Genomic DNA, 20504 nt, shown 5'->3' with positions numbered 1-20504 from the left:
ACCGCCTACCGGGTGGCCGTTTCCAGGGCGGCGGCGAGTTCGTCGTCGTAGCTGGCGATGGGCTGACCGTCCACGGCGTACGCCACGAGTCTTCCCTGCGCCATGCTCGCCGACCGGAACGAGAACGTCCGCGTACCGGGGTAGGCCGCCAGCAGGGGAATGTCCCGGGGCGCTCCGCCCGGGGCGGAGTAGTACGCCAGCCGGGCCACCCGCGGGGAGACCACACCGTTGACCCGGACCTTCGTCTTCTCCGCCCGCGTGCCGAAGGTGACCGGCGCGTCGGTGGCATAGGCGGCGCACTCGGCCGGGCTTCGACAGACGAAGAAATACCGCGGATTGACGACGTCGCCGAGGGTGTACGCCTTGAAGGTCGGGTCCGCTCCGGCGGGCAGCGGTTGCACGGCGAAGAAGGCGAGAGCCACCGCGGCCGAGACGCCCACCCGCAGCCAGGCCCGGCCGGCGGCGGATCGCCGGTTGCTCCGGGCGGTCGCGACCGCGACACCGCCGAAGCCGGCCAGGCACAGCAGGCACACGCCGACGGCACGGGCGTTCTCGAACAGGAACTGCACGCCCGGCCGCGTCGACACCGGGCCGAGGACGGCCCCCAGCGAGACGACCATGGCGGCGAGCAACGCCGCACCGGCCACCCGCTGGGTGATGCCGGACGCGCCGACCAGCAACATCGCGGCGAGCACCGGCCACACCTGATGGTGGGTCCAGGACACCGGGGACGCGGCCACCGTGGCGCAGCCGACGAGGACCGCCGCGTGCCCCGGGCGGCCCTGCCCGGCCAACTGCCGGGCGCGCAGCAGCGCCGCCGCGCAGATCACCGCCACCAGCCCGGCCCAGAGCACGGGCAGCGCCCCCTCGTCGACCCCGATGCGCAACAGCATCCCGTGCACCGACTGGTTGCCCAGCGAGGCCAGGTTGCCGATCCGTGAGGTCTGCCGGACCGCCTCGGTCCAGTAGGTCCAGCTCTCGCCGGGCAGCACGACCGCCGCCAGCCCGGCACAGGCTCCGAACGTCGCCACCGCGCGGCCGGCGTCGCGGTAGCGTCCGGTGGCGAGGAAGTACGCGACGAACAGCAGCGGGGTCAGCTTGATCGCCGCGGCCACCCCGACGAGCACCCCGCGCAGCCGGGGTGGGACGACGCCCATCCCGTCGAGCAGCGCCAGCAACACGATGAAGATGCTGACCTGCCCGAAACGCAGGTTGCTCTGCACCGGCGCCGAGAGCATCAGCACCGTGGCGGCCACCGCGACGAGCAGCGGGCGGTGCGACCGATCAGTGCTCAGCGCGACGCCGACCAGGCCGGCGATGGCGACGACCGCCGCGCACGTCGCCACCAGCCAGACGCCCTGGAGTACGCCCTCGCTGACGGCGGTGATCGGGCCCAGCACCAGGGCGGCGAACGGCGGATAGGTGAACGGCCCGCCGTTTCGGGCACGGTACTCGTACAGCGGCCGGCCGGCGTGCAGATCGGACAGTGCGCCGTAGTAGATGTGCAGGTCGCTGAGCCGGTCGCCGCGCCTGAGCACGAGCACACAGGACACCAGCGCGACGACGACGAACGCCGCCCACGCCAGCGCCACCCGGCGATCCCGCATCGCCCGAGGATAGGCGAACGCGAGGCCGTGCGACGGCCCCGTCAACCGTTGGCCGCGCAGTCCAACGCCGACGAGCACGGCCTCGACTGTCGGGCGAGGGCGCTATTTCTGGAAGAGCACCGACGCGACGTCCGCCACGACTCCGAGAGCCCAATCCAACTGCGGACAATCGTGCTGACCTTGACACTCCAGGCAGCCGCCCGTCTGCCAGGGCCGATCATGCGCTCGGGACCAGTGCGCGTCGAGGACCCGCTCCGCCATGAAGAGTTCGGTCGCCCTGGACACCGGCTCGTCGATCGCCATCGTCCGCACCTTTCCCGAGGTCACGAGATGCACACCCTGGAGGGCGGAGGCCATGCGTCGCGCCCTCCAGGGTGGAGGGATCGAAAACCTCGGGGTGCTGAAGTCCAGAAGCGTCCGACCGCTGTCTCACTGTATCCACTGTCTCACTGTAGTCAAGTTCTCACTGTGCTCAGTCGAGTCGCGTCGTCACTTGTCCTGCCCAGGTCCCGGCTGGAAGCATGATCTTCGCTGAAGTCCAGGAGAGCCGATCATGCCTACCAGGCCACCGCACTACCTCCGCGTCGCCGACGACATCGCGCGCAGAATCAACTCCGGGGAGTACCCGCCCGGCCATCAACTGCCCTCGGTCTCGGAAATTGGCGAGATTTACAACGTGGCACGGTCGACCGCCTACCGGGCCGTACGCGAACTGCACCAGCGAAACCTGGTCTACGGCCAACAGGGGCAGGGCGTCTTCGTCGCCGAAGCGGAGTAGTCGGCGGCGAGGGTCCGACCGCGTCTGCCCGGCTTCCTCGCAGTGCGGTAGCGGCACCAACCCCGCGTCCAGAGTCGCCAAGCGGCGCGGCGCGGCGGGAAGAAACATCGCGCGGACAACTTGCGCCGGAGTCCCACACACGGGACTCTGTCCGTGGGTTGCCGCCCGCTCACCGAACGTGCCTTCCGGAGGCGACATGCACACGCTCCGTACCACGTCCCGCCGGCTGCTGGCCGGCGCTGGCGCGCTCCTGCTCGGCACCGCCCTCGCCGCCGCCGCTGCGGCCCCGGCCAGCGCGGACACGGTCGGATACGTCCGGCTCGCCCACCTCTCCCCCGACACCCCGGCCGTCGACGTCTACCTGGCCGCCCCCGGCGCCGCGAAGCCGAGAGTGTTCCCGGGCGTCGGCTACGGCGTGGTCTCCGACTACCTCCAGCTGCCCCCGGGCCGGTACGCGGTGGCGATGCGCGAGGCCGGCACGCCCGCCAGCGAGCCGCCGGTGCTCACCACCGAGGTGGCGGTGACAAGCGGCGGCGCGTACACGGTGGCCGGTGTCGGTCGGCACGCCGACCTGGGGCTGCGGGTGCTCACCGACGATCTGAGCGCTCCCGCGCAGGGCCGGGCCAAGGTGCGCGTCGTGCAGGCGTCGGTGCGCACGCCCGTCCTCGACGTGGCCGCCGCCGACGGGCCGACGATCGCCGACGGCGTGCAGTTCGCCACCACCACGGACTACCAGCAGGTCGAGCCGGGCACCTGGAAGCTGCGGCTCACCGGCGCGGGCGGCCCGAGCACCGACGCCGAGGTGCGGCTCACCGGCGGGGCGGTCTACTCGCTGCTGGTGCTCGACGACAAGCAGGGCGGGCTCACGGCCGAGCTGCGCCGCGACGCCGAGGGCGGCACTGTCGTACCGGCGGGCGGTGTGGACACCGGCGCGGGCGGCACGTCCGACGCCGGGTTCGGCGCGTACCCCCTGATGGCCGGCGGGTTGGCCGCGGTGGCCGGCGCGGCGAGCCTGCTCCTGTGGCGCCGGCGGCGGCGCACGACCTGGTGAGCATCGGGCCCGCCGCCGCGATCCGGCGGCATCGCGACCGCCGGGCGCCGCTGGCCGCGCTGGTCGCGGCCGGCGCGGCGGTCTGCCTGGCCGCCGGCACCGGGGTCGGGCTGGCGACGACCGGCCCGCCGCTGCCGGCCGCGAGCTGGCACCCCGGCTGCGCCGACGGCTGCCCGTCCGTGGCCGCGACGCCGCGACCACAGGGTCCACCCACGCGGGTACGCGTGCCGCGCATCGGCGTCGACTCGGCGCTCACGGTGCTGGGCCTGGACCGCGCCGGCGTCCTCGTTCCGCCGACCGAGTTCGACACGGCCGGCTGGTATGGCGGCGGCCCGGCGCCCGGCGACACCGGCCCGGCCGTACTCGCCGGGCATCTGGACTCGCGCAGCCGCCCGGCGGTCTTCGCCCGGCTCGACGAGCTGCGTCCGGGTGACCGGGTCCAGGTGTGGCGCGGCGGGCGGTGGCTGTCGTTCCGGGTGACCGGGTCGCTGCGTACCCGCAAGGACCGGTTCCCGACGGCCGTGGTCTACGGCCCGACGCCCGGGGCGGAGCTGCGCCTGGTCACCTGCGGGGGCGACTTCGACCGGCGGCGCGGGCACTACCGGGACAACGTGGTGGTGTTCGCGGTCGCCGACGGCTGATCAACTCGGCTTGCGGGATGTCGGGGTGTCCGGCTCGGCCCGATGCCCCGGATTCCCGGATCCCGAGTCGATCACCGCACCGCCTGGCGGGGCCGACGTCAGACCGGGCGGCGGCCGACGTCAGACCGGGCGGCGGCCGGCGAAGCCGCACTCGGCGCGGTGGTACCAGCGCACGTCGGAGTCGCCCTCCAGCCAGCACCAGAGCACCGCACGGCCGGCCCGCTCGCCGGGGAAGTCGAGCAGCACCGGCGCGATGCCCTTGACCTGGATCTCGTGCTGGTGCAGCTCCTCGACGACGGCGTGCAGCCGGGCCTCCAGCCCCTTCACCTCGGCCAGCCCGCCGAGCGCGCTGACGCCGTGGTCGGCCAGGTCGACGCGCAGCTCGGCGAGGTCGGCGCGGAGCCGGATCAGCTCGTCGACACGCGGCTGCAGGGTGGCCACCAGGTGCCGGGCCTGAGCGAGTGTGAACACGCCGCCAGTATGCGGCACGTGCCGTGCCGCGCATGCCCCGCGACATGTCGGTCGGCGGGTACGGGCCGCTCGGCGATCGTCAGTCGGCCTGGGCGGCCAGTTCGCGGGCGCGGTCCCGGGCGGCCTCCAGCGCGGCGAGCAGCGCCGCGCGTACGCCGTGCTTCTCCAGCTCGCGGATCGCGGAGATGGTGGTGCCGGCCGGCGACGTGACCGCCTCGCGCAGCTTGACCGGGTGCTCGCCGGAGTCGCGCAGCATCACGGCGGAGCCGATCGCGGTCTGCACGATCAGCTCGTGCGCCACCTGCCGGGGCAGCCCGAGCAGGATCCCGGCGTCGATCATGGCTTCGACCAGCAGGTAGAAGTAGGCCGGGCCGGAGCCGGAGAGCGCCGTGACCGCGTCCTGCTGCGACTCGGGCACCCGGATCGTCTGGCCGAGGGGCTTGAACATCTCCTCGGCCAGGGCGAGGTGTTCCCCGGTGGCGTACGCGCCCGCCGAGATGGCCGTCATCGCCTGGTCGACAAGCGCCGGGGTGTTGGTCATGACGCGGACCACCGGGGTGCCCTCGGGCAGCCGGCGGTTGAAGAAGCTGGTGGGCAGGCCGGCGCAGAGCGAGATGACCAGCTTGTCGGCGGGCACCTTGGGGCCGATCTCGTCCAGCAGCGCGGCGGCGTCCTGTGGCTTGACCGAGACCGCGAGCACGGCCGCCTCGTCGACGGCGGCCAGGTTGTCGACCACCCGGACGCCGTAGCGGGCGGTCAGCTCCTCGGCGCGGGCCGGTCGGCGGGCGGTGGCGAGCAGCCGCTCCACCGGCCATCCGGAGCGCAGCAGCCCGGAGAGCATCAGCTCACCGATCTTGCCCGCGCCGATCACCGCGACCGTGTGCACCTCGGCTGACATCTCGGCCGTACCCCCTCGCGTCGGGTCGCGGCGTGGCGGGCGGTGGGCCCGATGCGCCGCCGAACGTCGGGTCGCGGCGCGGCTGGCCCCGTGGCCCGCCGCGCCGCCTACCATCGATCAGCTGCCGAAGAAGACCTCAGCCTCGGCGTACCGCTCCAGCGGCACGGTCTTCAGCTCGCGGGTGGCCTCCGCGAGGGGCACCCGGACGATGTCGGTGCTCTGCATCGCGACCATCTTGCCCCAGTCGCCGTCGTTGACCGCGTCGATGGCCTGCAGGCCCAGGCGGGTGGCGAGCACCCGGTCGAAGGCGGTCGGGGTGCCACCGCGCTGGATGTGGCCCAGCACCACGGTGCGGGCCTCCTTGCCGGTCTTGGCCTCCAACTGCTCGGCCAGCCACTGGCCGATGCCGCCCAGGCGGACGTGACCGAACGAGTCCAGCTCCTGGTTGTGCAGCACCATCTGACCGTCCAGCGGCTGGGCGCCCTCGGCGACCACGACGATCGGGGCGTACTGGTGCTGGAAGCGCTTCTCGACGTAGCCGGCCACCTGGTCGACGTCGAACTGCCGCTCGGGCAGCAGGATCACGTTGGCGCCGCCGGCCAGGCCGGCGTGCAGGGCGATCCAGCCGGCGTGCCGGCCCATCACCTCGACGACCAGGGTGCGGTGGTGGCTCTCCGCGGTGGTGTGCAGCCGGTCGATGGCCTCCATCGCGATGTTGACCGCGGTGTCGAAGCCGAAGGTGTAGTCGGTGGCGCCGAGGTCGTTGTCGATCGTCTTCGGCACGCCGACGACGTGCACGCCCAGCTCGTAGAGCTTGGTGGCCACGCCGAGGGTGTCCTCGCCGCCGATCGCGATCAGCGCGTCCACGCCCTGGCTGGCGAGGTTGTCCTTGATCCGCTCGACGCCGTTCTCGATCTTGAACGGGTTGGTCCGGGACGAACCGAGGATGGTGCCGCCACGGGGCAGGATGCCGCGGACGTCCGCGATGCCCAGGGGACGGGACAGACCCTCCAGCGGGCCCTTCCAACCGTCCCGGAAGCCCACGAACTCGTGACCGTAGGTGGCGACGCCCTTGCGGACCACCGCCCGGATGACCGCGTTGAGACCTGGGCAGTCGCCGCCGCCGGTGAGCACGCCGATACGCATGATCCGCTCATCCTCCTGGAGCATCAGGTAAAGCCCGATATGCCCCAGGTATGTGTCAAGTCAGACCATCGGCGCCATTGCCGGCCCGGGGCGGGCCGTCACTGCGAACTGTAGTCGGCCTACCTGCGCGACGACAGCGCGCCCCGGGGGCGGCGGGTCAGTAGGTCACCTCGTGGTTCTCGCCGGGAGCCGGTGGGTGGCCGGTGACGGCGGCCTTGGCGAAGCCGAGCAGGTTGACCACCCTGCTGCTCGGCGACTCCCAGTACTCGGCGGAGCTGGCGTGCACCTTGATCAGGGTCAGGCCGGGCGTGTCCAACCCGTCCGGGAACCAGGCCTTGAGCAGCGGGTTCCACAGCCGCTTGGCACGCTCGGCGTCGAAGCCCTCATTGGCGGTGCCCGAGACCGACACCCAGGCGTTGTGCTTCTGGTCCGAGAAGGCGACGTTGACCTCCGGGTTCACCCGGATCTGGCGCACCTTGGCGGAGTCTGCGTAGGCGAAGAACCACAGGTCGCCGTCGAACTCGGCCTCCTGCAGCCCCATCGGCCGGCTCACCTGCCGCCCGTCCACCGCGATCGTGGTGAGCATGCCGATGCGTGCGGCACGGATCAGCTCGGTGACCCGCGTCCGGGCCTCGGCGACGCTTGTCGGCTCGTTGCTCATGGCACTCTCCCTCGGCTCGACTGGTCGAACCGTTGCCCGGGACAGAACCGGTCAAACCTCCAAACGTACGACGACTCTCAGCGCGCCGTCATCGCCCGCCAGCGGGCCAGGTTGTGCCGGGCGTCGACCAGGGCGTCGTGCCGGGCCGCGTCCGCGTCCGGCAGGGTCGGCCGGCCCCGGTCGTCCCAGAGCTGCCGCAGGTCCTTGGTGAACCGGGGGATCTCCCGGGGCAGCGCCGGCATCGCCCCCCAGAGCTGGGCGAGGACCACGTGGTCGTACGCCGCGTACCAGGCCCACAGCTCCAGCTGCTCCCCCGGCCGGTCGCGGACCGGCTCCATGAGGAAGTCGTACAGGTCGTCACGGATGCGCTCCCGCGAACGCCAGGCCCGGTCCGCCGGAGACGGCAGCCGGTCCAGCACGTTACGCCGGACCCAGGGCACGGCACGGGAGTCGTCGAACTCGGTGGAGACCGCGTAGAACTCGCGGCCGTACTCGTCGACGACGCCGATCGACACGAGGTCGACGATCCGGCCGTCCTCGATGAACTCGCAGTCGTAGAAATAGCGGTAGACCATTCCGGCCATCCTCGCCCACGGCCGGCCGGCGGCGCCCGGCGGGGCCCCGGGTGCGACCCACGGTCGGTCCGTCGCGGACCAGCGCCGACCTGCGACCGAGGGCCGGCGCAGGGAGTACGCCGCAGCTCGCGACGGTCACGGAAGTGCTTCGAGGGGTGTACAGCAAGCGACCGGACCGTCATGATCTGATGTGTACCGCTACCGGACGCCGAATCGGTGTCAGTTCACCTTGTCAGGGCCATCAGGTTCACCCGGTGAGCGATTGTGTGGTCCATGACCGGGGAGGGGTTGGGCCGTGGAGATGCGCCTGCCGGAGCCGGGTGACGCGCTCACGGGTGTCGAGATGTTCGCCGGGTTGGAGCCCGAGGTGCGCCAGCGCGTCATCGCGGCCGCTGTCCCGCGCACCTACCGCAAGGGTCAGTTGCTCTTCGTGGAGAACGACCCGGGCGAGTCGCTGATCGTGCTGCGCCGCGGCGCGGTCGCCGTCTTCCGCACCGCGCCGACCGGCGAGCGGGCGGTGCTGTCGGTGATCCGTCCGCCGGACGTGCTCGGCGAGGTCTCCCTGCTCGACGCCTCCACCCGGTCCGCGTCGGCCGAGGCCATCGAGGACTGCGCGGCGCTCGCGCTCTCCCGGGGCGCGTTCATGGAACTGGTGCACTCCAACCCGCGCATCCTGGACGCGGTGATGCGCTCGCTGGGCGGCCTGATCCGTCGGCTCACCGAGCAGAACGCCGACCACGTCTTCCTCGACCTGCCCGGCCGGGTCGCCAAGACACTGGTCCGGCTGGCCGGCGAGAGCCAGGCCCCGATGATCACGATCGAGCTCAACCAGAGCCAGCTCGCCGAGATGGCCGGTGGTTCCCGTCAGAGCGTCAACCAGGCCATCGGCTCCTTCGCCAGCCGGGGCTGGCTGCGGACCGAGGGGCGCCGGATCGTGGTCACCGACGTGGCCGCGCTGCGCCGCCGCGCCGGCATGAACGACCGCTGAGCCACACCTCCGCCGCGCCGGCATGAACGACCACTGAGCCGCGTCGACGGGCAGCGCACCTCGACACGACACGGCCGGGTCACCCGTGGGCGGCCCGGCCGTGTCGTCGCGTCACCGACGCGTGGTTCAGACTCCGGAGCTGCCCGGGCCGGCCCACTTGTCCGGGCCCTTGCCGTCGCCGCCCGGGCCGTGGGACTGCTCACTGACGATGCCCTCGGCCTGGAGCGTGGCGAGCGTGGCGGCGTCGACGTCCACCGACTCACCCGCGGAGTGGTTGACCCCGTTGCCGTCGGTCCAGTCGCTCTCCAGCTTGACGTACACCATTGACCTGTCCCCCTCTGGTCGCTGATCGAAGATGTGGCGGACTGAATGTAGTCCGCCGGACCCTTGGTGGACTGTCCACAAGCCAACAGGCCGGTACCTGACAGCCGCGCGGGCGGTGATACTCCCTGTGACGGGACGACGGGGGGCGTCGGTCCGGATCGCCATGGAGGGTGTGTCATCGCCGCGCAGTGTGGGCGCTGTGGACGCACGGCCGCCGACGGTGACCGCTTCTGCGGTGGCTGCGGCGCCGAGCTCGGTGCCGTCTGCCCGCACTGCCTTCGCCCCCTCGCCTCGGACGTCACGTTCTGCACGTCGTGCGGATCGCCCCGGCCGGGCGCGGACCGGCCGGTCGCCGTGGCGCCGCAGGAGGATCGCCGCCGGGTGAGCGTGCTCTTCGTCGACCTCATCGACTTCACCCCGTACGTCGAGCGGGCCGACCCGGAGCAGGTCCGCGGCATGCAGACCGGCTTCTTCTCCGCGGCCCGCCGGGTCGTCGGCCAGTACGGCGGGGTGGTGGAGAAGTACATCGGCGACGCGGTGATGGCACTGTTCGGCGCCCCGATCGCCACCGAGACCGACGCGCTGCGCTGCGTCCGGGCCGGGCTGGAGCTGCAACGGGTGCTCACCCGGTTCGCGCCGACCGGCAGCACCGAGATGCGGTTCCGGGTGGGGGTGGCCACCGGGGAGGCACTCGTCGACGTTGCCGCCGCCCGCGACGGCGGGCAGGCGATCGTTGCCGGCGACGTGGTGAACACCGCCTCCCGCATGCAGTCGGTCGCGCCACCGGGCGGGGTGCTGGTCTGCGGCACCACGCACGCGCTGACCAGGGACACGATCCGCTACGAGGAGCAGCCCCCGGTCACCCTGCGCGGCAGGTCGTCGCCGACCGAGGTGTGGCTTGCGCTGTCGCCGCTGCGCCGCCTGCCGACCGACCGGGAGCCGGACACCACGCCGCTTGTCGACCGCGAGCACGAGCTGGGCATGCTGGTCAACGCGCTGCACCGGTCGCTGCGCGACCGGCTGCCGCAGGTGGTGACGATCTTCGGCCGCGCCGGCATCGGCAAGAGCCGGCTGCTGCGCGAGCTGTACCGGCACACGGGCCGGCTGGTGGACGAGCCGCTGACGTGGCGGACGGGGCGCTGCCCGCCGTTCGGGGAGAACGTCACGTTCGCCGCGCTGGCCGACATCGTCAAGACCGAGGCCGGCATCCTGGACACCGACCCGGCCGCCAGCGCGGCGCAGCGGCTGACCGCCGCCGTGAACGAGCTGATCGGCCCGGGCGAGCGGGACCGGGTGGTGGACGCCCTACGCCCGCTGGTCGGGCTGCCCGGCACGCCGCTGCCGGCGGAGGAGGCCGAGTCCGCGTGGCGGCGGTTCCTGCTGGCGTTGGCCGCCCGCCGCCCCACCGTGCTGGTCTTCGAGGACCTGCACTGGGCCGACGACGCGATGCTGCGCTTCGTGGAACTGCTCGGGGCGGCGGCCCGCGAGGCGCCGCTGCTGCTGCTCTGCACCGCCCGCCCGGAACTGGTCGACCGGGACCCGAGCTGGGCCGGGACCATCACCGGCTCGGTGACCATCACCCTGCCGCCCCTGCGCGACACCGGCATCGCCGCCCTGTACGCGCACCTGTTCGGCCAGGCGGCGTTCTCCGCCGACATGCTGACCCCGCTCATCGAGGTGGCCGGCGGCAACCCGCTCTACGCGCACGAGTACGTCCGGATGCTCATCGAACAGGGCGCGCTGCGCCAGTCCGGGCGGGGCTGGTCGCTGGACAAGCAGCTCGAACTGACCATGCCGGAGAGCGTGCACGCGGTGATCGCCAACCGGGTGGACCTGCTCGACGCCAAGGACCGCTCGGTGCTGCTGGCGGCCTCGGTGGTCGGGGTGCAGTTCTGGCCGGGCGCGGTGGCCGCCGCGCTGGGGCAGCCGGTCGAGTCGGTCGAGCGTGCGCTGCGCCGGCTGGAGCAGCGCGACTTCGTGCACGAGCAGGCCGCGTCGACGATGGCGGGGCAGGCGGAGTTCCGGTTCCGGCATGTGCTGGTGCGCGACGTCTGCTACCAGCGGCTGCCGCGCACCGAGCGGGTGGCCCGGCACGAACGGGCCGCGGACTGGCTCGACGCGCTGTCGCAGAGCCGCGACACCGACCTGGCCGAGGTGCTCGCCCACCACCGCTGGGCGGCCCACGAGATCGCCCGCTCGCTCGGTATGCAGGTCCGCCGGTACGCGGGGCCGGCGCGGCAGGCGCTGCACCGGGCGGCCCGCCGGGCGTACGCCCTGCACGGGCTGGACGCGGCGGCGAGCCACGCGGGTCGGGCGCTGGGCCTGGCCGACGACAGCGACCCGGTGGGCCGGCTCCAACTGGAGCTGCTCAGCACGGAGATCTCGTTCTACCGCGACGGCAACGCGTTCCTCTCCGGCGGTGGGCCGGAGCAGGTGCACGCGCTGGCCGACCGGCTGGCGGCGCACGGCGACGACGCGTGCGCCGCGCGGGCGTGGACGCTGCTCGGCCAGGCGGCGTGGCTACGCGCCGACCGGGGTGAGGCGCTGGCCTGCCTGGATCACGCGGTCCAACTGTTCGAGCAGCTACCGGACAGCCCGCAGAAGGCCGACGCGTACGCCGAACTGGCCCGCCTGCACATGCTCAACTACGAGCGCGACCCGGCCGTGTCGGCGGCGGACACGGCGGCGGAGATCGCGGAGCGGCTGGGCCTGACCGAGACGCGCACCAACGCGCGGATCACCGCGGCCACCGCCCGCTACCAGGCCGGCGACCGGGTCGGCCTGGACGAGTTGCACGCGATCGTCGAGTTCGCCCGCGCCGGTCAGCTGCTCGCGCTGCCCCGGGCCACGCAGAACCTGGCCTGGGCCATCCGTGAGGAGGGCGACTGGCTGCGCTCGGACGCCCTGCTCTCGGCCGCGCCGGAGCGTACGGCCAGCGGGCAGACGCTGACCACCAGCTATTCGGCCGAGGCGATGCGGGCCTGGTTCGAGGGCGACTTCGGCGGGCTGCTCGCCGCGGCGGAGGCGTTCGTGGACACGCCGACCGGCAGTTGGGACATGCAGGTACGGGGGCTGCGCTGCTGCCTGCTCGTGCTGCGCGACGATGAGGACCCGGCCGACCTGGCCGACGCGCTGGCCACCGCCCGGCGCAGCGGCTTCCACCGCCCGCGCTGGACGATGCTGGGCATGGCGGCGCTGTGCCGGGCGTTGCAGGAACGCCACGCCGAGGCGGCGGAGCTGATCGACGAGCTGGACCGGTCCTGGTCGGCCGTGCCGGCGCTGGCCAGCGGGGAGTGGATCGCCGCCGCCGCGTACGCCGCCGCCCTGGCCGGGCGGGACACCGCCGTGCGGGTCCGGGCGATGCTGGACCGGGTCGGGCATCGGACGCCGTGGTCGGAGGCGGCGCTGCGGACGGTGACGGCGGCGGTGGCGGCGGCCGACGGCGACCACCGGCGGGCGGCCGAGCTGCACCTGGCCGCCGCCGAGACGTACGGGCGGATTCCGGACGTCAGCGACCGGGTGCTGGCGCTGGCGCTGGCGGCGGCGGAGCTGGCCCGCGCCGGCGACCCGGCGGGCGCCCGGGAGCCGCGAGCCGAGGTCCGCACCTTCGCGCTGCGCAACGACGCCCCGGGCCTGCTGGCGCTGGCCGGCCGGCCGATCAGCCCGACCGGGCCGGCCGTGGCCTGCTGAGACGACTCAGGCGGGCACCGGCTTGAGCTTCTGCGCGTAGATGTCGACGTACTCGCGGCCGGAGAGCTCCATCAGCTCGTACATGATCTCGTCGGTGACCGCGCGCTCGACGAACCGGTCGCCGGCCAGCCCCGCGTAGCGGGAGAAGTCCAGCGGGGCGCCGAAGCGGATCCGCACCCGGTCGATCCGGGGGATGAGCGTGCCGGGCGGTTGGATCTCGTCGGCGTTGAGCATCGCCACGGGGACGACCACCGCGCCGCTCTCCAGCGCGAGCCGCGCGACCCCGGTCTTGCCCCGGTAGAGCCGCCCGTCCGGGGAGCGGGTGCCCTCGGGGTAGATGCCGGCCACTCCCCCGGCACGCAGCACCCGCAGCTGGGTGTCCAGGGCGGCGCGGGCGGCCTGGCCGCCGGAGCGGTCCACCGGGATGGTGCCGGTGCCGACAAAGAACATCTTCGTCAACCAGCCCTTGATCCCCTTGCCGGTGAAGTACTCGGCCTTGGCCACGAAGGTGACCTTCCGCGAGATGATCAACGGGGTGAAGATCGAGTCGGAGAAGGAGAGGTGGTTGCTGGCCAGGATCACCGGCCCGGTCGCCGGCACGTGGTGCAGGCCCTCCACCTGCGGGCGGAAGATCAGCTTGAGCAGCGGACCGAGGAGAACGTACTTCAACAGCCAGTAGAGCACCGGCGTCCTTTCCCGTGATGTGCCCGCGACAGCGCCAGCCGTCGTCGCCGACGAGCCTACGAAGCCAGCGCTCGCACCACAACGGACGTTGACGCCTCTCATTCTCCCGATCGTCGGAGGGCTCGGCGGCGCGGCGTGGGCGGGTCGAACCACCCGGTCGCCGACGATCACCGAGATCGCACGTGTCGCGCAAGAACGGACAAAGAGCCACCGCCGCGACCTGCGACAGTGCCCCTGACTTTGGAAGACGCGACACAACGCACTCCCGGAACCGGCCTCCGACGTGTCACGATTCAGAGCACGGCGTGCGGACGGGCGCCGAGGGGGCAGGGGCGGCCGCGCCGATGGCGCGTTGAGGAGGATTGCCGGGTGTCAGCGGGTGGGGCCCGCCGGGGACGGCGGGACAACGGGCTCGACGCGAGCGAGTACGCCGTCGTCGGCGACGTCGATCCGCGCGTCGGCGAGCACCTGCTCGACGTGCTGGCCGCCGGCGGCATTGCCGCCTACCTGCAACCCTCCGCCGACCTCAACCCCGTCACCCGCACCACCACGGTTCCGGCCCGCCCGGTCGACCGGCTCTACGTCGACCGCTCGCACCTGACCACGGCCCGCGACTACCTCACCCAACTCGCCGACGAGAGCGCCCCGGAGCAGCCGCCGGCCCGCGACGAGCCGGACATCGACGCCGAGTGGGCCCGGATCGTGGCCGGCTTCCACACCACCTCGACCGCCGACGAGCGCCCCTGGCCGGCAGCGGAGGACGTGGACGAGCGCGACGACCGGGAAACCCGGGACGAGCCGACGGCTGGTCCGCTCGCCCGCTCCGGCGCCGACGAGGCCGGTCCGACCGCCACCGACGTCCGCCGCCTGCCATCGGCCACCGACTTCTCCGGGATCTCGGTCGGCCGGGGCACCCGCGGTGACGAGCCCTCGCTGCTGGACGGTCTGGACACCTTCGGCGCCGATCTGCCCGACGACGACGAGGACGAGGGTTACCACCCGCCGCCACCCCCGCCACTGCCGCGGATCTCCAAGTACGCGGTGGTCGGCGCGCTCGCGGTGGTCGTCGGGTTCGTGCTCTTCCTCTTTCCGTCGCTGCTCCCGGTGGACCGCTCGGCGGTCACCCTGTTCGGGTTCACCGGCATCCTGGCCGGCTTCGTCACGCTGATCTGGCGCCTGCGCCCCGGCGACGAAGACGACGACGACCCGGACAACGGCGCCGTCGTCTGACTCCCGCGCCCGCCGACCGCATTCCGGGACGACAACGCCCCCGTCCGGGGCGTAACAATGGTGTAACTTACTGTCAGTAGGAATACCGCTGTACGTCACTTCCCCCGCTGACTGACCGGTTTTTCCTTGCTCGTGGCGGTCAGTCCTCTGCTGATCGGAATGCCCGAGATGCGACAGAGTTCCCTCGTGGTGGTGGCCAACCGCCTCCCCATCGACGACAGCCAAGCGCCCGACGGCGCCTGCGAGTGGCGCCGCAGCCCGGGTGGGCTGGTCAGCGCGCTGCACCCCCTGCTCCGGCACACCCCGGCGACCTGGGTCGGCTGGGCCGGGGGCACCGGGGCCGCGCCCGCCCTGCCGGACGTGGACGGCGTCCACATGCACACCGTCGCCCTCAGCCACGAGGATCTGCGGGACCACTACGAGGGTTTCTCCAACGCCACCCTCTGGCCGCTCTACCACGACGCCGTCGAGCAACCCGAGCACCACCGCCGCTGGTGGGAGGCGTACCAGCGGGTCAACCAACGCTTCGCCGAGGCGACCGCCGAGGTGGCCGAGCCGGGCGGCGTGGTCTGGGTGCAGGACTACCACCTGCAGCTGGTCCCCGGGCAACTGCGCGCGCTCCGCCCCGACCTGCGCATCGGGTTCTTCCTGCACGTGCCGTTCCCGCCGCCGGAGCTGTTCATGCAGTTGCCCCGTCGAGCGGAACTGCTGCGCGGCATGCTCGGCGCCGACCTGGTCGGCTTCCAGCGCGCCCAGGCGGCGCACAACTTCGCCCAACTGGTCACCCGGGTGCTGGAGCTGCCGGCCACCGACCGCCGGATCGGGATCGACGACCGGGTCGTGCGCATCGGCGCCTTCCCGGTCTCCATCGACACGGCCGAGATGGCCGCCCTCGCCGCCCGCCCCGACGTTGCCGCGCGGGCCCGCCGCCTGCGCCAGGACCTCGGCGACCCCCGCCAGGTCATCCTCAGCGTCGACCGGATGGACTACACCAAGGGCATCGAGCAGCGCCTCAAGGCGTACAGCGAGCTGCTCGCCAGCGGCGACGTCAAGGTCCGCGACACGGTGTTGGTGCAGGTCGCCATGCCGAGCCGGGAACGCGTCGGGCAGTACCAGATCCTGCGCGAGCGGATCGAGCGCGAGGTGGGCCGCATCAACGGCGAGTTCGGCCGGGTCGGCGAGCCCGCCATCCACTACCTCACCCAGCCGTTCGACCGGGCCGAGCTGGCCGCGCTCTACCGGGTCGCCGACGTGATGGCGGTGACCCCGCTGCGCGACGGGATGAACCTGGTCGCCAAGGAGTACGTCGCCGCCCGGGTGGACGACACGGGCGCGCTGCTGCTCAGCGAGTTCGCCGGCACGGCCGCCGAGCTGTCCCAGGCGTACCTGGTGAACCCGCACGACCTGGAAGGGCTCAAGCAGGCGCTGCAAACGGCGCTGCGGGCCAGCCCCGCCGACACCACCGAACGCATGCGGGCCATGCGCGCCCACCTGCACCAGCACGACATCCGGGCCTGGGCGCGCTCCTACCTGAGCGCGCTGGACGAGCGCGGCGCCCTGGTCGGCCGCCTCACCAGCGCCGACGGCACCCCGCTGGTGCCGCGCCCGGCGACCCGGGCCGCCTCCGCGACGCAGCACGCCGGCGGCTGACCGGCGCGACCATTCATCGCGAAGCGGGCTCCTTCTCCAGCCAGTCCAGGATCGCGTCGATCGGCTCGGCCCAGCGCGCGTCGAGCATCAGGTCGTGCCCCATGCCGGGGAAGAGCAGCGGAGCCGAACCGTACCGGCGGGCGATCCGCGTCAACGTCGACGCCGGCACCACCCGGTCGTCCGGGCTGCCCAGCACCAGGACCGGCGGCGTGCCCACGGCCGGCTCGGCCTCCGGCTCGCCCAGCAGCGCCCACTGCGCCCGCCGACCGGCCCGACCCAGCCGCGCCACGTACCGCCGGGCCTCCTCGTCGGGCAACTCGCGGCTGAACAACTGCGTGCGGCTGAGCCGCAGCGGCCCGCCGAACACCGCCGGCAGCGTCCCGGCCGGGTTGCGGCGCACCGCCGCGGAGAGCACCCCCCAGCCGCCGAAGACCGGCGCCACCAGCACCGCGCCGCGCGCCGGGTAGCGCGCCAACGCGTGCGCCACCACGAGCGCCCCGGCGCCGTGTCCCACCAGCACCGCCTGGCGCGGCAGGCTCGCGGCCACCTGGACCACATCGTGGGCGTACGCGCGCAGCGTCGCCTCCGGCGCCGGCTCGCTGCCGCCGTGCCCCCGCAGGCTCAGCGCGTACGCCGGAAAGCCCCGCGACGCGGCGTGACCCAGCCAGTGCTCGGCGAACGCCCACGCGCCGTGCCCGAACCCGGGAACGAAGAGCAGCGGAGGACGCCCCTCTTCCACCTCGGGAACGGCGCTGAGCACCTCGCGTCGCGCCGGCCGGACCGGCCGGGACCACTCCCGCCCCCGCATGATCCGCAGCTCGCTCACTGATCCTGCCTTCCGTTCGCGACTGCGGGGCTCGCAAGCTCACTCCTCGCGCTCACTTGGCCTCCAGGTCGTGCAGGGCGCGCTGGACGGCGCGCAGGTAGTCGGCGTGCCCGACCTCGAACCAGTGCCGGCTACTGTCCTTGACCTGCCCCGAGTAGCGCTCCCCGGCCCGGTCGCGCACCCGCTGCGCGAACGCCGCGGCCCGCTCGGGCCGGTCCCGGCGGGCCCGCAACAGCCGAGCGAAGAGCACCGTCTGCCAGTGCGCCAGGGTGAACATCCCGGAGTCCGGTTGCACGAGGCCGGCGACCGCCAGCGTGGGGTGCCCCGGCGTGAAGGCGTTGAGCCAGAGCGTGGGCCGGCCCGTGCCGGCGCTGTCGCCGAACACCGACGCGTCGAGGAACTCGAAGCGCGGCAGGTAACCGGTGGCGAAGATGACCAGGTCCGGGTCGATCTCGCGGCCGTCGGCCAGTTCCACGGCGTACGGGCGGAAGCGGGCCAGGTCGGGCACCGGGGCGATCCCGCCGTGGCCCACGTAGTAGACGAGCTGGCTGTTGGCGATCGGGTGCGTCTCGTACACCCGGTGGTCGGGCTTGGGCAGGCCGAAGCGGGTCAGGTCGCCGACGGTCAGGCGCAGCGTCCAGTGGTAGAGCCACTGGCGGACCCGCAGCGGCACCCTCAGCGCCAGCAGGGCGTCGTTGACCTGGTCGGCCGGGCGCCCGAGGACGTACTTCGGGGCGTACCAGTAGCCGCGCCGGGTGGAGTGCCAGCACCGCGACGCCTGCTGGGCGGCCTCGACGGCGATGTCACAGCCGGTGTTGCCGGCGCCGACCACCAGCACCCGCTTGCCGCGCAGCTGCGCCGGGTCCTTGTAGGACGACGCGTGCATGATCTCGCCGCGGAACTCCTCCAGCCCTTCGTAGCGGGGCAGTTTCGGCGACCAGTTGTGCCCGTTGGCGATGACCACGGCCGCGTATCGGGAGGTGCGCTCCGGCCCGTACCCGCCGGTGGAACGGGTGGTCACGTCCCAGCGGTCCCCCTCGGCGGGCTCCACCCGGATCACCTCGGTGCCGAACCAGACGTGCGACCGCAGGTCGAAGTGGTCGGCGTACCGCTCGAAGTACGCCAGGAGCTGGCTGTGGTGCGGGTAGTCCGGCCACGAGTCCGGCATCGGGAAGTCGGGGAACTGGGTGAACGGCTTCGACGACAGCAGGTGGGTGCTCGCGTACACCGGGCTGCGGTCGTGTCGCCAGTTCCAGGCGCCGCCGACGCCGGTCTCCCGTTCGTAGCAGTCCACCCCGAACCCGTGCTCGCGCAGGTTCTTGATGGCCGTCAGGCCGCTGGCCCCGGCCCCGATGACGCAGACCGTGTCGCCCCGGTCGGAGAGCGGACGGCCGTCGGGGCTCTGCGCGGACGGGGTCGCATCCGGGTCGGGCCGGCCGTGGTCGGTGGAGGTGGACACCGGGACATCTCCTTTTGTGCGGCACGGGTGCCGGTCGCCGCGAAATCCTCTCCACATCGGAGCCGGATGTCCAGCCCTGGCGCGGACCGATCGGCGGGTACCGGCCGGTGGGGGTCAGCCGGCGGTGGGCAGCAGCAGGTCGACGAGGACCGGGAAGTGATCGCTGGCCCGGCGGGTCTGCGGGGTGTCCACCACGTCGTAGTCGACCACGCTGATCCGGGGATCGACGAAGAGCGCGTCGATGCGGCGGCGCGGGTCGGCGCACGAGTAGGTGAGCCGGTCCGCCCGGTCGGCGGCGATCGCCGCGTCGGTCAGGCCACGCGCCACCGTGGCCCACGCCGGCCCGTCCGGACCCTCGTTCAGGTCGGCCCCGGCCACCACCGGGCTGCTCGCCGCGTCCAGCCCTCGCCGGAACTCGGCGGCCTGCGCCGGCCGCTCGGTCGGGTCGGTGGACAGGTGCGATCCGGCGAGGGTGAACCGGGCGTCGCCGACCCGGCAGTCGGCGTACGCGGCGCCGCGCAGGTGTCGGCCCGGGGTCAGCGGGAAGCGCTGGCAACGGGTGCCGCGCACCTGCACCCGCAGGCTGGTCAGCAGCAGGTTGCCCAGGGCGGGCAGACCCCCGGCGGCCACCACCAGGCCGAACGACTCGGCCAGGGTGGCGGACTTCTGCCGCCACCGGAACCGGCGCGGCCCCTCCTGCACGATCACCACGTCCGGCCTCGCGGCCCGGACCACCGCCGCCAGCGCGGCGGTGTCGTCGCGCTGGCTGTGGATGTTGTACGACACCACGCGCAGCGGTACGCCGGAAGCCTCACCCATCGCCGACCGCCTCAGATCCGGCGGGCCAGGTCGGCCGCGCCGATCACCCCTGCGCTGTTGCCCAGCTCGGCGGGGAGCACCTCGGCCACCGGCAGGCGCCCCCGCTGGGCGAGCGCGTCGAGGTACGAGCGGCGCGTCGGGCCGAGCAGCAGGTCACCGGCGTCGATCACGCCGCCGCCGACGACCAGGGTCTGCGGGTCGAGGATCTGCGCCATGTCGGCGAGGCTGGTGCCCAGCCACCTGCCGATCTGCGCGAACGCCTCGGCGGAGACCGGGTCGCCGCCCTGCGCGGCGGCGGTCACCATGTGGCCGGTGATCGCCTCGGCCTCGCCGCCGGCCAGGTCCAGGAGGGCCGCGGCCCGCTGCGGTTCCTGCCGGGCGCCCGCGCGGGCGAAGCGGACCAGTGCGCTGCCGCTGGCGTACTGCTCGATGCAGCCCAGCCGCCCGCAGCCGCACTGGTGCCCGTCCGGTACGGCCAGCATGTGGCCCAGCTCCGCGGCGACGCCGTGCGCGCCGCGCATCAGCTCGCCGCCGAGCACGATGCCGCCGCCGACGCCGGTGCCGATGGTGAACATGATCATGGAGTCGTCGGCGTCCCGGGCCGCGCCGTAGCGGAACTCGGCCCAGGCGGCCACGTTGGCGTCGTTCTCCACGATCACCGGCAGGCCGACGGCGCCGCTGACGTACTCGCGCAGCGGCTCGTCACGCCAGGCCAGGTTCGGGGCGAAGAGCACTGTCGAGCGGGTGGCGTCGATCCAGCCGGCCGCGCCGATTCCGACGGCCTCGATCGTCCGCCCGGCTGCCAGCTCGCCGACCAGCTCGATGATGACGTCGCGGGTCTTGCCGACGTCATCGGCGGGAGTGTCCCGTCGGCTCTGCACGAGAACCGTGCCGGTGTCGTCCACGACACCGCCGGCCACCTTCGTGCCACCGACGTCGACTCCGATGGTCAGCGTCACCGCTGCCGCTCCCCTCTGCTGTGCTGTCCGGTCCGCGCGCGCCGATG

The 20504-nt window shown here is 73.2% G+C and carries 20 protein-coding genes; 7 read left to right on the top strand and 13 right to left on the bottom strand.

Features of this window, described 5'->3' with window-relative positions:
* Positions 1 to 5: 5 nt before the first annotated feature.
* Together ACGGAQ_RS11785 and ACGGAQ_RS11780 are read right to left on the bottom strand one after the other, a co-directional pair.
* Positions 6 to 1607 (bottom strand): glycosyltransferase 87 family protein, encoded by a 1602-nt coding sequence (locus tag ACGGAQ_RS11785; protein WP_393047445.1) that lies wholly within the window; start codon positions 1605 to 1607, stop codon positions 6 to 8.
* Positions 1608 to 1709: 102 nt separating this feature from the next.
* Positions 1710 to 1910: a hypothetical protein gene (locus ACGGAQ_RS11780; RefSeq protein WP_393047443.1), complete on the bottom strand. Its 201-nt coding sequence runs from the start codon at positions 1908 to 1910 to the stop codon at positions 1710 to 1712.
* A gap of 250 nt (positions 1911 to 2160) precedes the next feature.
* Here ACGGAQ_RS11780 and ACGGAQ_RS11775 point away from each other — a divergent pair, with 250 nt between their 5' ends.
* The 3 genes from ACGGAQ_RS11775 (at position 2161) to ACGGAQ_RS11765 (ending at position 4077) form a co-directional block, all read left to right on the top strand.
* Positions 2161 to 2385 (top strand): GntR family transcriptional regulator, encoded by a 225-nt coding sequence (locus ACGGAQ_RS11775; RefSeq protein WP_354858235.1) that lies wholly within the window; start codon positions 2161 to 2163, stop codon positions 2383 to 2385.
* A 196-nt stretch (positions 2386 to 2581) separates the two neighbouring features.
* On the top strand, positions 2582 to 3436 hold the full coding sequence (locus tag ACGGAQ_RS11770; RefSeq protein ID WP_393047439.1) for a DUF4397 domain-containing protein: 855 nt from the start codon (positions 2582 to 2584) through the stop codon (positions 3434 to 3436).
* Positions 3406 to 4077 carry a class F sortase gene (locus tag ACGGAQ_RS11765; RefSeq protein ID WP_393047436.1) on the top strand — a complete coding sequence of 224 codons (672 nt, stop codon included), beginning with the start codon at positions 3406 to 3408 and terminating at the stop codon, positions 4075 to 4077. The genes ACGGAQ_RS11770 and ACGGAQ_RS11765 overlap by 31 nt, the downstream gene beginning before the upstream one ends.
* Before the next feature lie 120 nt (positions 4078 to 4197).
* On the opposite strand, the gene ACGGAQ_RS11760 is transcribed toward ACGGAQ_RS11765, so the two are convergent.
* The 5 genes from ACGGAQ_RS11760 to ACGGAQ_RS11740 all read right to left on the bottom strand — a co-directional run bounded on the left by ACGGAQ_RS11760 (position 4198) and on the right by ACGGAQ_RS11740 (position 7828).
* Positions 4198 to 4548 carry a DUF2203 domain-containing protein gene (locus tag ACGGAQ_RS11760; RefSeq protein WP_234586913.1) on the bottom strand — a complete coding sequence of 117 codons (351 nt, stop codon included), beginning with the start codon at positions 4546 to 4548 and terminating at the stop codon, positions 4198 to 4200.
* A gap of 79 nt (positions 4549 to 4627) precedes the next feature.
* Positions 4628 to 5446, bottom strand: a complete 819-nt coding sequence (gene proC, locus ACGGAQ_RS11755) for a pyrroline-5-carboxylate reductase (protein ID WP_357496744.1) — start codon at positions 5444 to 5446, stop codon at positions 4628 to 4630.
* Between the two features lie 117 nt (positions 5447 to 5563).
* Positions 5564 to 6592 carry a 6-phosphofructokinase gene (locus tag ACGGAQ_RS11750; protein WP_393047881.1) on the bottom strand — a complete coding sequence of 343 codons (1029 nt, stop codon included), beginning with the start codon at positions 6590 to 6592 and terminating at the stop codon, positions 5564 to 5566.
* Positions 6593 to 6749: 157 nt separating this feature from the next.
* Complete coding sequence (locus ACGGAQ_RS11745) at positions 6750 to 7253, bottom strand: pyridoxamine 5'-phosphate oxidase family protein (RefSeq protein WP_393047433.1); 504 nt, start codon at positions 7251 to 7253, stop codon at positions 6750 to 6752.
* Between the two features lie 77 nt (positions 7254 to 7330).
* Complete coding sequence (locus ACGGAQ_RS11740; RefSeq protein ID WP_374109293.1) at positions 7331 to 7828, bottom strand: polyadenylate-specific 3'-exoribonuclease AS; 498 nt, start codon at positions 7826 to 7828, stop codon at positions 7331 to 7333.
* A 295-nt stretch (positions 7829 to 8123) separates the two neighbouring features.
* Between ACGGAQ_RS11740 and ACGGAQ_RS11735 the strand changes: the two genes are divergently transcribed.
* Positions 8124 to 8816, top strand: coding sequence for a Crp/Fnr family transcriptional regulator (locus ACGGAQ_RS11735; RefSeq protein ID WP_007463121.1), 693 nt, complete (start codon positions 8124 to 8126; stop codon positions 8814 to 8816).
* Between the two features lie 126 nt (positions 8817 to 8942).
* Here ACGGAQ_RS11735 and ACGGAQ_RS11730 read toward each other — a convergent pair whose 3' ends face one another.
* Positions 8943 to 9140 carry a hypothetical protein gene (locus tag ACGGAQ_RS11730; protein WP_354858223.1) on the bottom strand — a complete coding sequence of 66 codons (198 nt, stop codon included), beginning with the start codon at positions 9138 to 9140 and terminating at the stop codon, positions 8943 to 8945.
* Between the two features lie 66 nt (positions 9141 to 9206).
* On the opposite strand from ACGGAQ_RS11730, the gene ACGGAQ_RS11725 reads away from it, so the two are divergent.
* Entirely contained in the window at positions 9207 to 12830 is a 3624-nt protein-coding gene (locus tag ACGGAQ_RS11725) for an ATP-binding protein (RefSeq protein ID WP_393047428.1), read from the top strand.
* A gap of 6 nt (positions 12831 to 12836) precedes the next feature.
* Here ACGGAQ_RS11725 and ACGGAQ_RS11720 read toward each other — a convergent pair whose 3' ends face one another.
* Entirely contained in the window at positions 12837 to 13514 is a 678-nt protein-coding gene (locus ACGGAQ_RS11720) for a 1-acyl-sn-glycerol-3-phosphate acyltransferase (RefSeq protein WP_234586923.1), read from the bottom strand.
* 369 nt (positions 13515 to 13883) lie between these two features.
* Here ACGGAQ_RS11720 and ACGGAQ_RS11715 point away from each other — a divergent pair, with 369 nt between their 5' ends.
* Positions 13884 to 14744: a DUF308 domain-containing protein gene (locus tag ACGGAQ_RS11715; protein ID WP_393047423.1), complete on the top strand. Its 861-nt coding sequence runs from the start codon at positions 13884 to 13886 to the stop codon at positions 14742 to 14744.
* A 168-nt stretch (positions 14745 to 14912) separates the two neighbouring features.
* Positions 14913 to 16394, top strand: a complete 1482-nt coding sequence (locus ACGGAQ_RS11710; protein ID WP_393047878.1) for a trehalose-6-phosphate synthase — start codon at positions 14913 to 14915, stop codon at positions 16392 to 16394.
* 13 nt (positions 16395 to 16407) lie between these two features.
* Here the strand turns inward: ACGGAQ_RS11710 and ACGGAQ_RS11705 are convergent, their stop codons facing one another.
* From ACGGAQ_RS11705 to ACGGAQ_RS11690, 4 genes are all read right to left on the bottom strand, one after another.
* Positions 16408 to 17202 carry an alpha/beta fold hydrolase gene (locus tag ACGGAQ_RS11705; RefSeq protein ID WP_354858263.1) on the bottom strand — a complete coding sequence of 265 codons (795 nt, stop codon included), beginning with the start codon at positions 17200 to 17202 and terminating at the stop codon, positions 16408 to 16410.
* Between the two features lie 70 nt (positions 17203 to 17272).
* Positions 17273 to 18679, bottom strand: a complete 1407-nt coding sequence (locus ACGGAQ_RS11700; protein ID WP_393047420.1) for a flavin-containing monooxygenase — start codon at positions 18677 to 18679, stop codon at positions 17273 to 17275.
* Positions 18680 to 18793: 114 nt separating this feature from the next.
* A complete protein-coding gene (locus ACGGAQ_RS11695; protein WP_393047416.1) occupies positions 18794 to 19498 on the bottom strand; it encodes an endonuclease/exonuclease/phosphatase family protein in 705 nt (234 codons plus the stop codon).
* Between the two features lie 11 nt (positions 19499 to 19509).
* The gene (locus tag ACGGAQ_RS11690) at positions 19510 to 20457 is read right to left on the bottom strand and encodes an ROK family glucokinase (RefSeq protein WP_393047414.1); all 948 of its coding nucleotides are present in this window, start codon (positions 20455 to 20457) and stop codon (positions 19510 to 19512) included.
* Positions 20458 to 20504 lie beyond the last annotated feature (47 nt).

This window comes from Micromonospora sp. NPDC047557 (assembly GCF_043205095.1).
Taxonomy (GTDB): domain Bacteria; phylum Actinomycetota; class Actinomycetes; order Mycobacteriales; family Micromonosporaceae; genus Micromonospora.
The sequence above is the reverse complement of the archived record's forward strand: the minus strand, read 5'-3'. Positions and strand labels throughout refer to the sequence as shown.

Coding starts and splice junctions, on each gene's coding strand:
- ACGGAQ_RS11785 (WP_393047445.1), bottom strand. CDS start 1,607: ATGCGGGATCGCCGGGTGGCGCTGGCGTGGGCGGCGTTCGTCGTCGTC.
- ACGGAQ_RS11780 (WP_393047443.1), bottom strand. CDS start 1,910: ATGGCGATCGACGAGCCGGTGTCCAGGGCGACCGAACTCTTCATGGCG.
- ACGGAQ_RS11775 (WP_354858235.1), top strand. CDS start 2,161: ATGCCTACCAGGCCACCGCACTACCTCCGCGTCGCCGACGACATCGCG.
- ACGGAQ_RS11770 (WP_393047439.1), top strand. CDS start 2,582: ATGCACACGCTCCGTACCACGTCCCGCCGGCTGCTGGCCGGCGCTGGC.
- proC (WP_357496744.1), bottom strand. CDS start 5,446: ATGTCAGCCGAGGTGCACACGGTCGCGGTGATCGGCGCGGGCAAGATC.
- ACGGAQ_RS11750 (WP_393047881.1), bottom strand. CDS start 6,592: ATGCGTATCGGCGTGCTCACCGGCGGCGGCGACTGCCCAGGTCTCAAC.
- ACGGAQ_RS11745 (WP_393047433.1), bottom strand. CDS start 7,253: ATGAGCAACGAGCCGACAAGCGTCGCCGAGGCCCGGACGCGGGTCACC.
- ACGGAQ_RS11740 (WP_374109293.1), bottom strand. CDS start 7,828: ATGGTCTACCGCTATTTCTACGACTGCGAGTTCATCGAGGACGGCCGG.
- ACGGAQ_RS11730 (WP_354858223.1), bottom strand. CDS start 9,140: ATGGTGTACGTCAAGCTGGAGAGCGACTGGACCGACGGCAACGGGGTC.
- ACGGAQ_RS11710 (WP_393047878.1), top strand. CDS start 14,913: ATGCGACAGAGTTCCCTCGTGGTGGTGGCCAACCGCCTCCCCATCGAC.
- ACGGAQ_RS11705 (WP_354858263.1), bottom strand. CDS start 17,202: ATGCGGGGGCGGGAGTGGTCCCGGCCGGTCCGGCCGGCGCGACGCGAG.
- ACGGAQ_RS11695 (WP_393047416.1), bottom strand. CDS start 19,498: ATGGGTGAGGCTTCCGGCGTACCGCTGCGCGTGGTGTCGTACAACATC.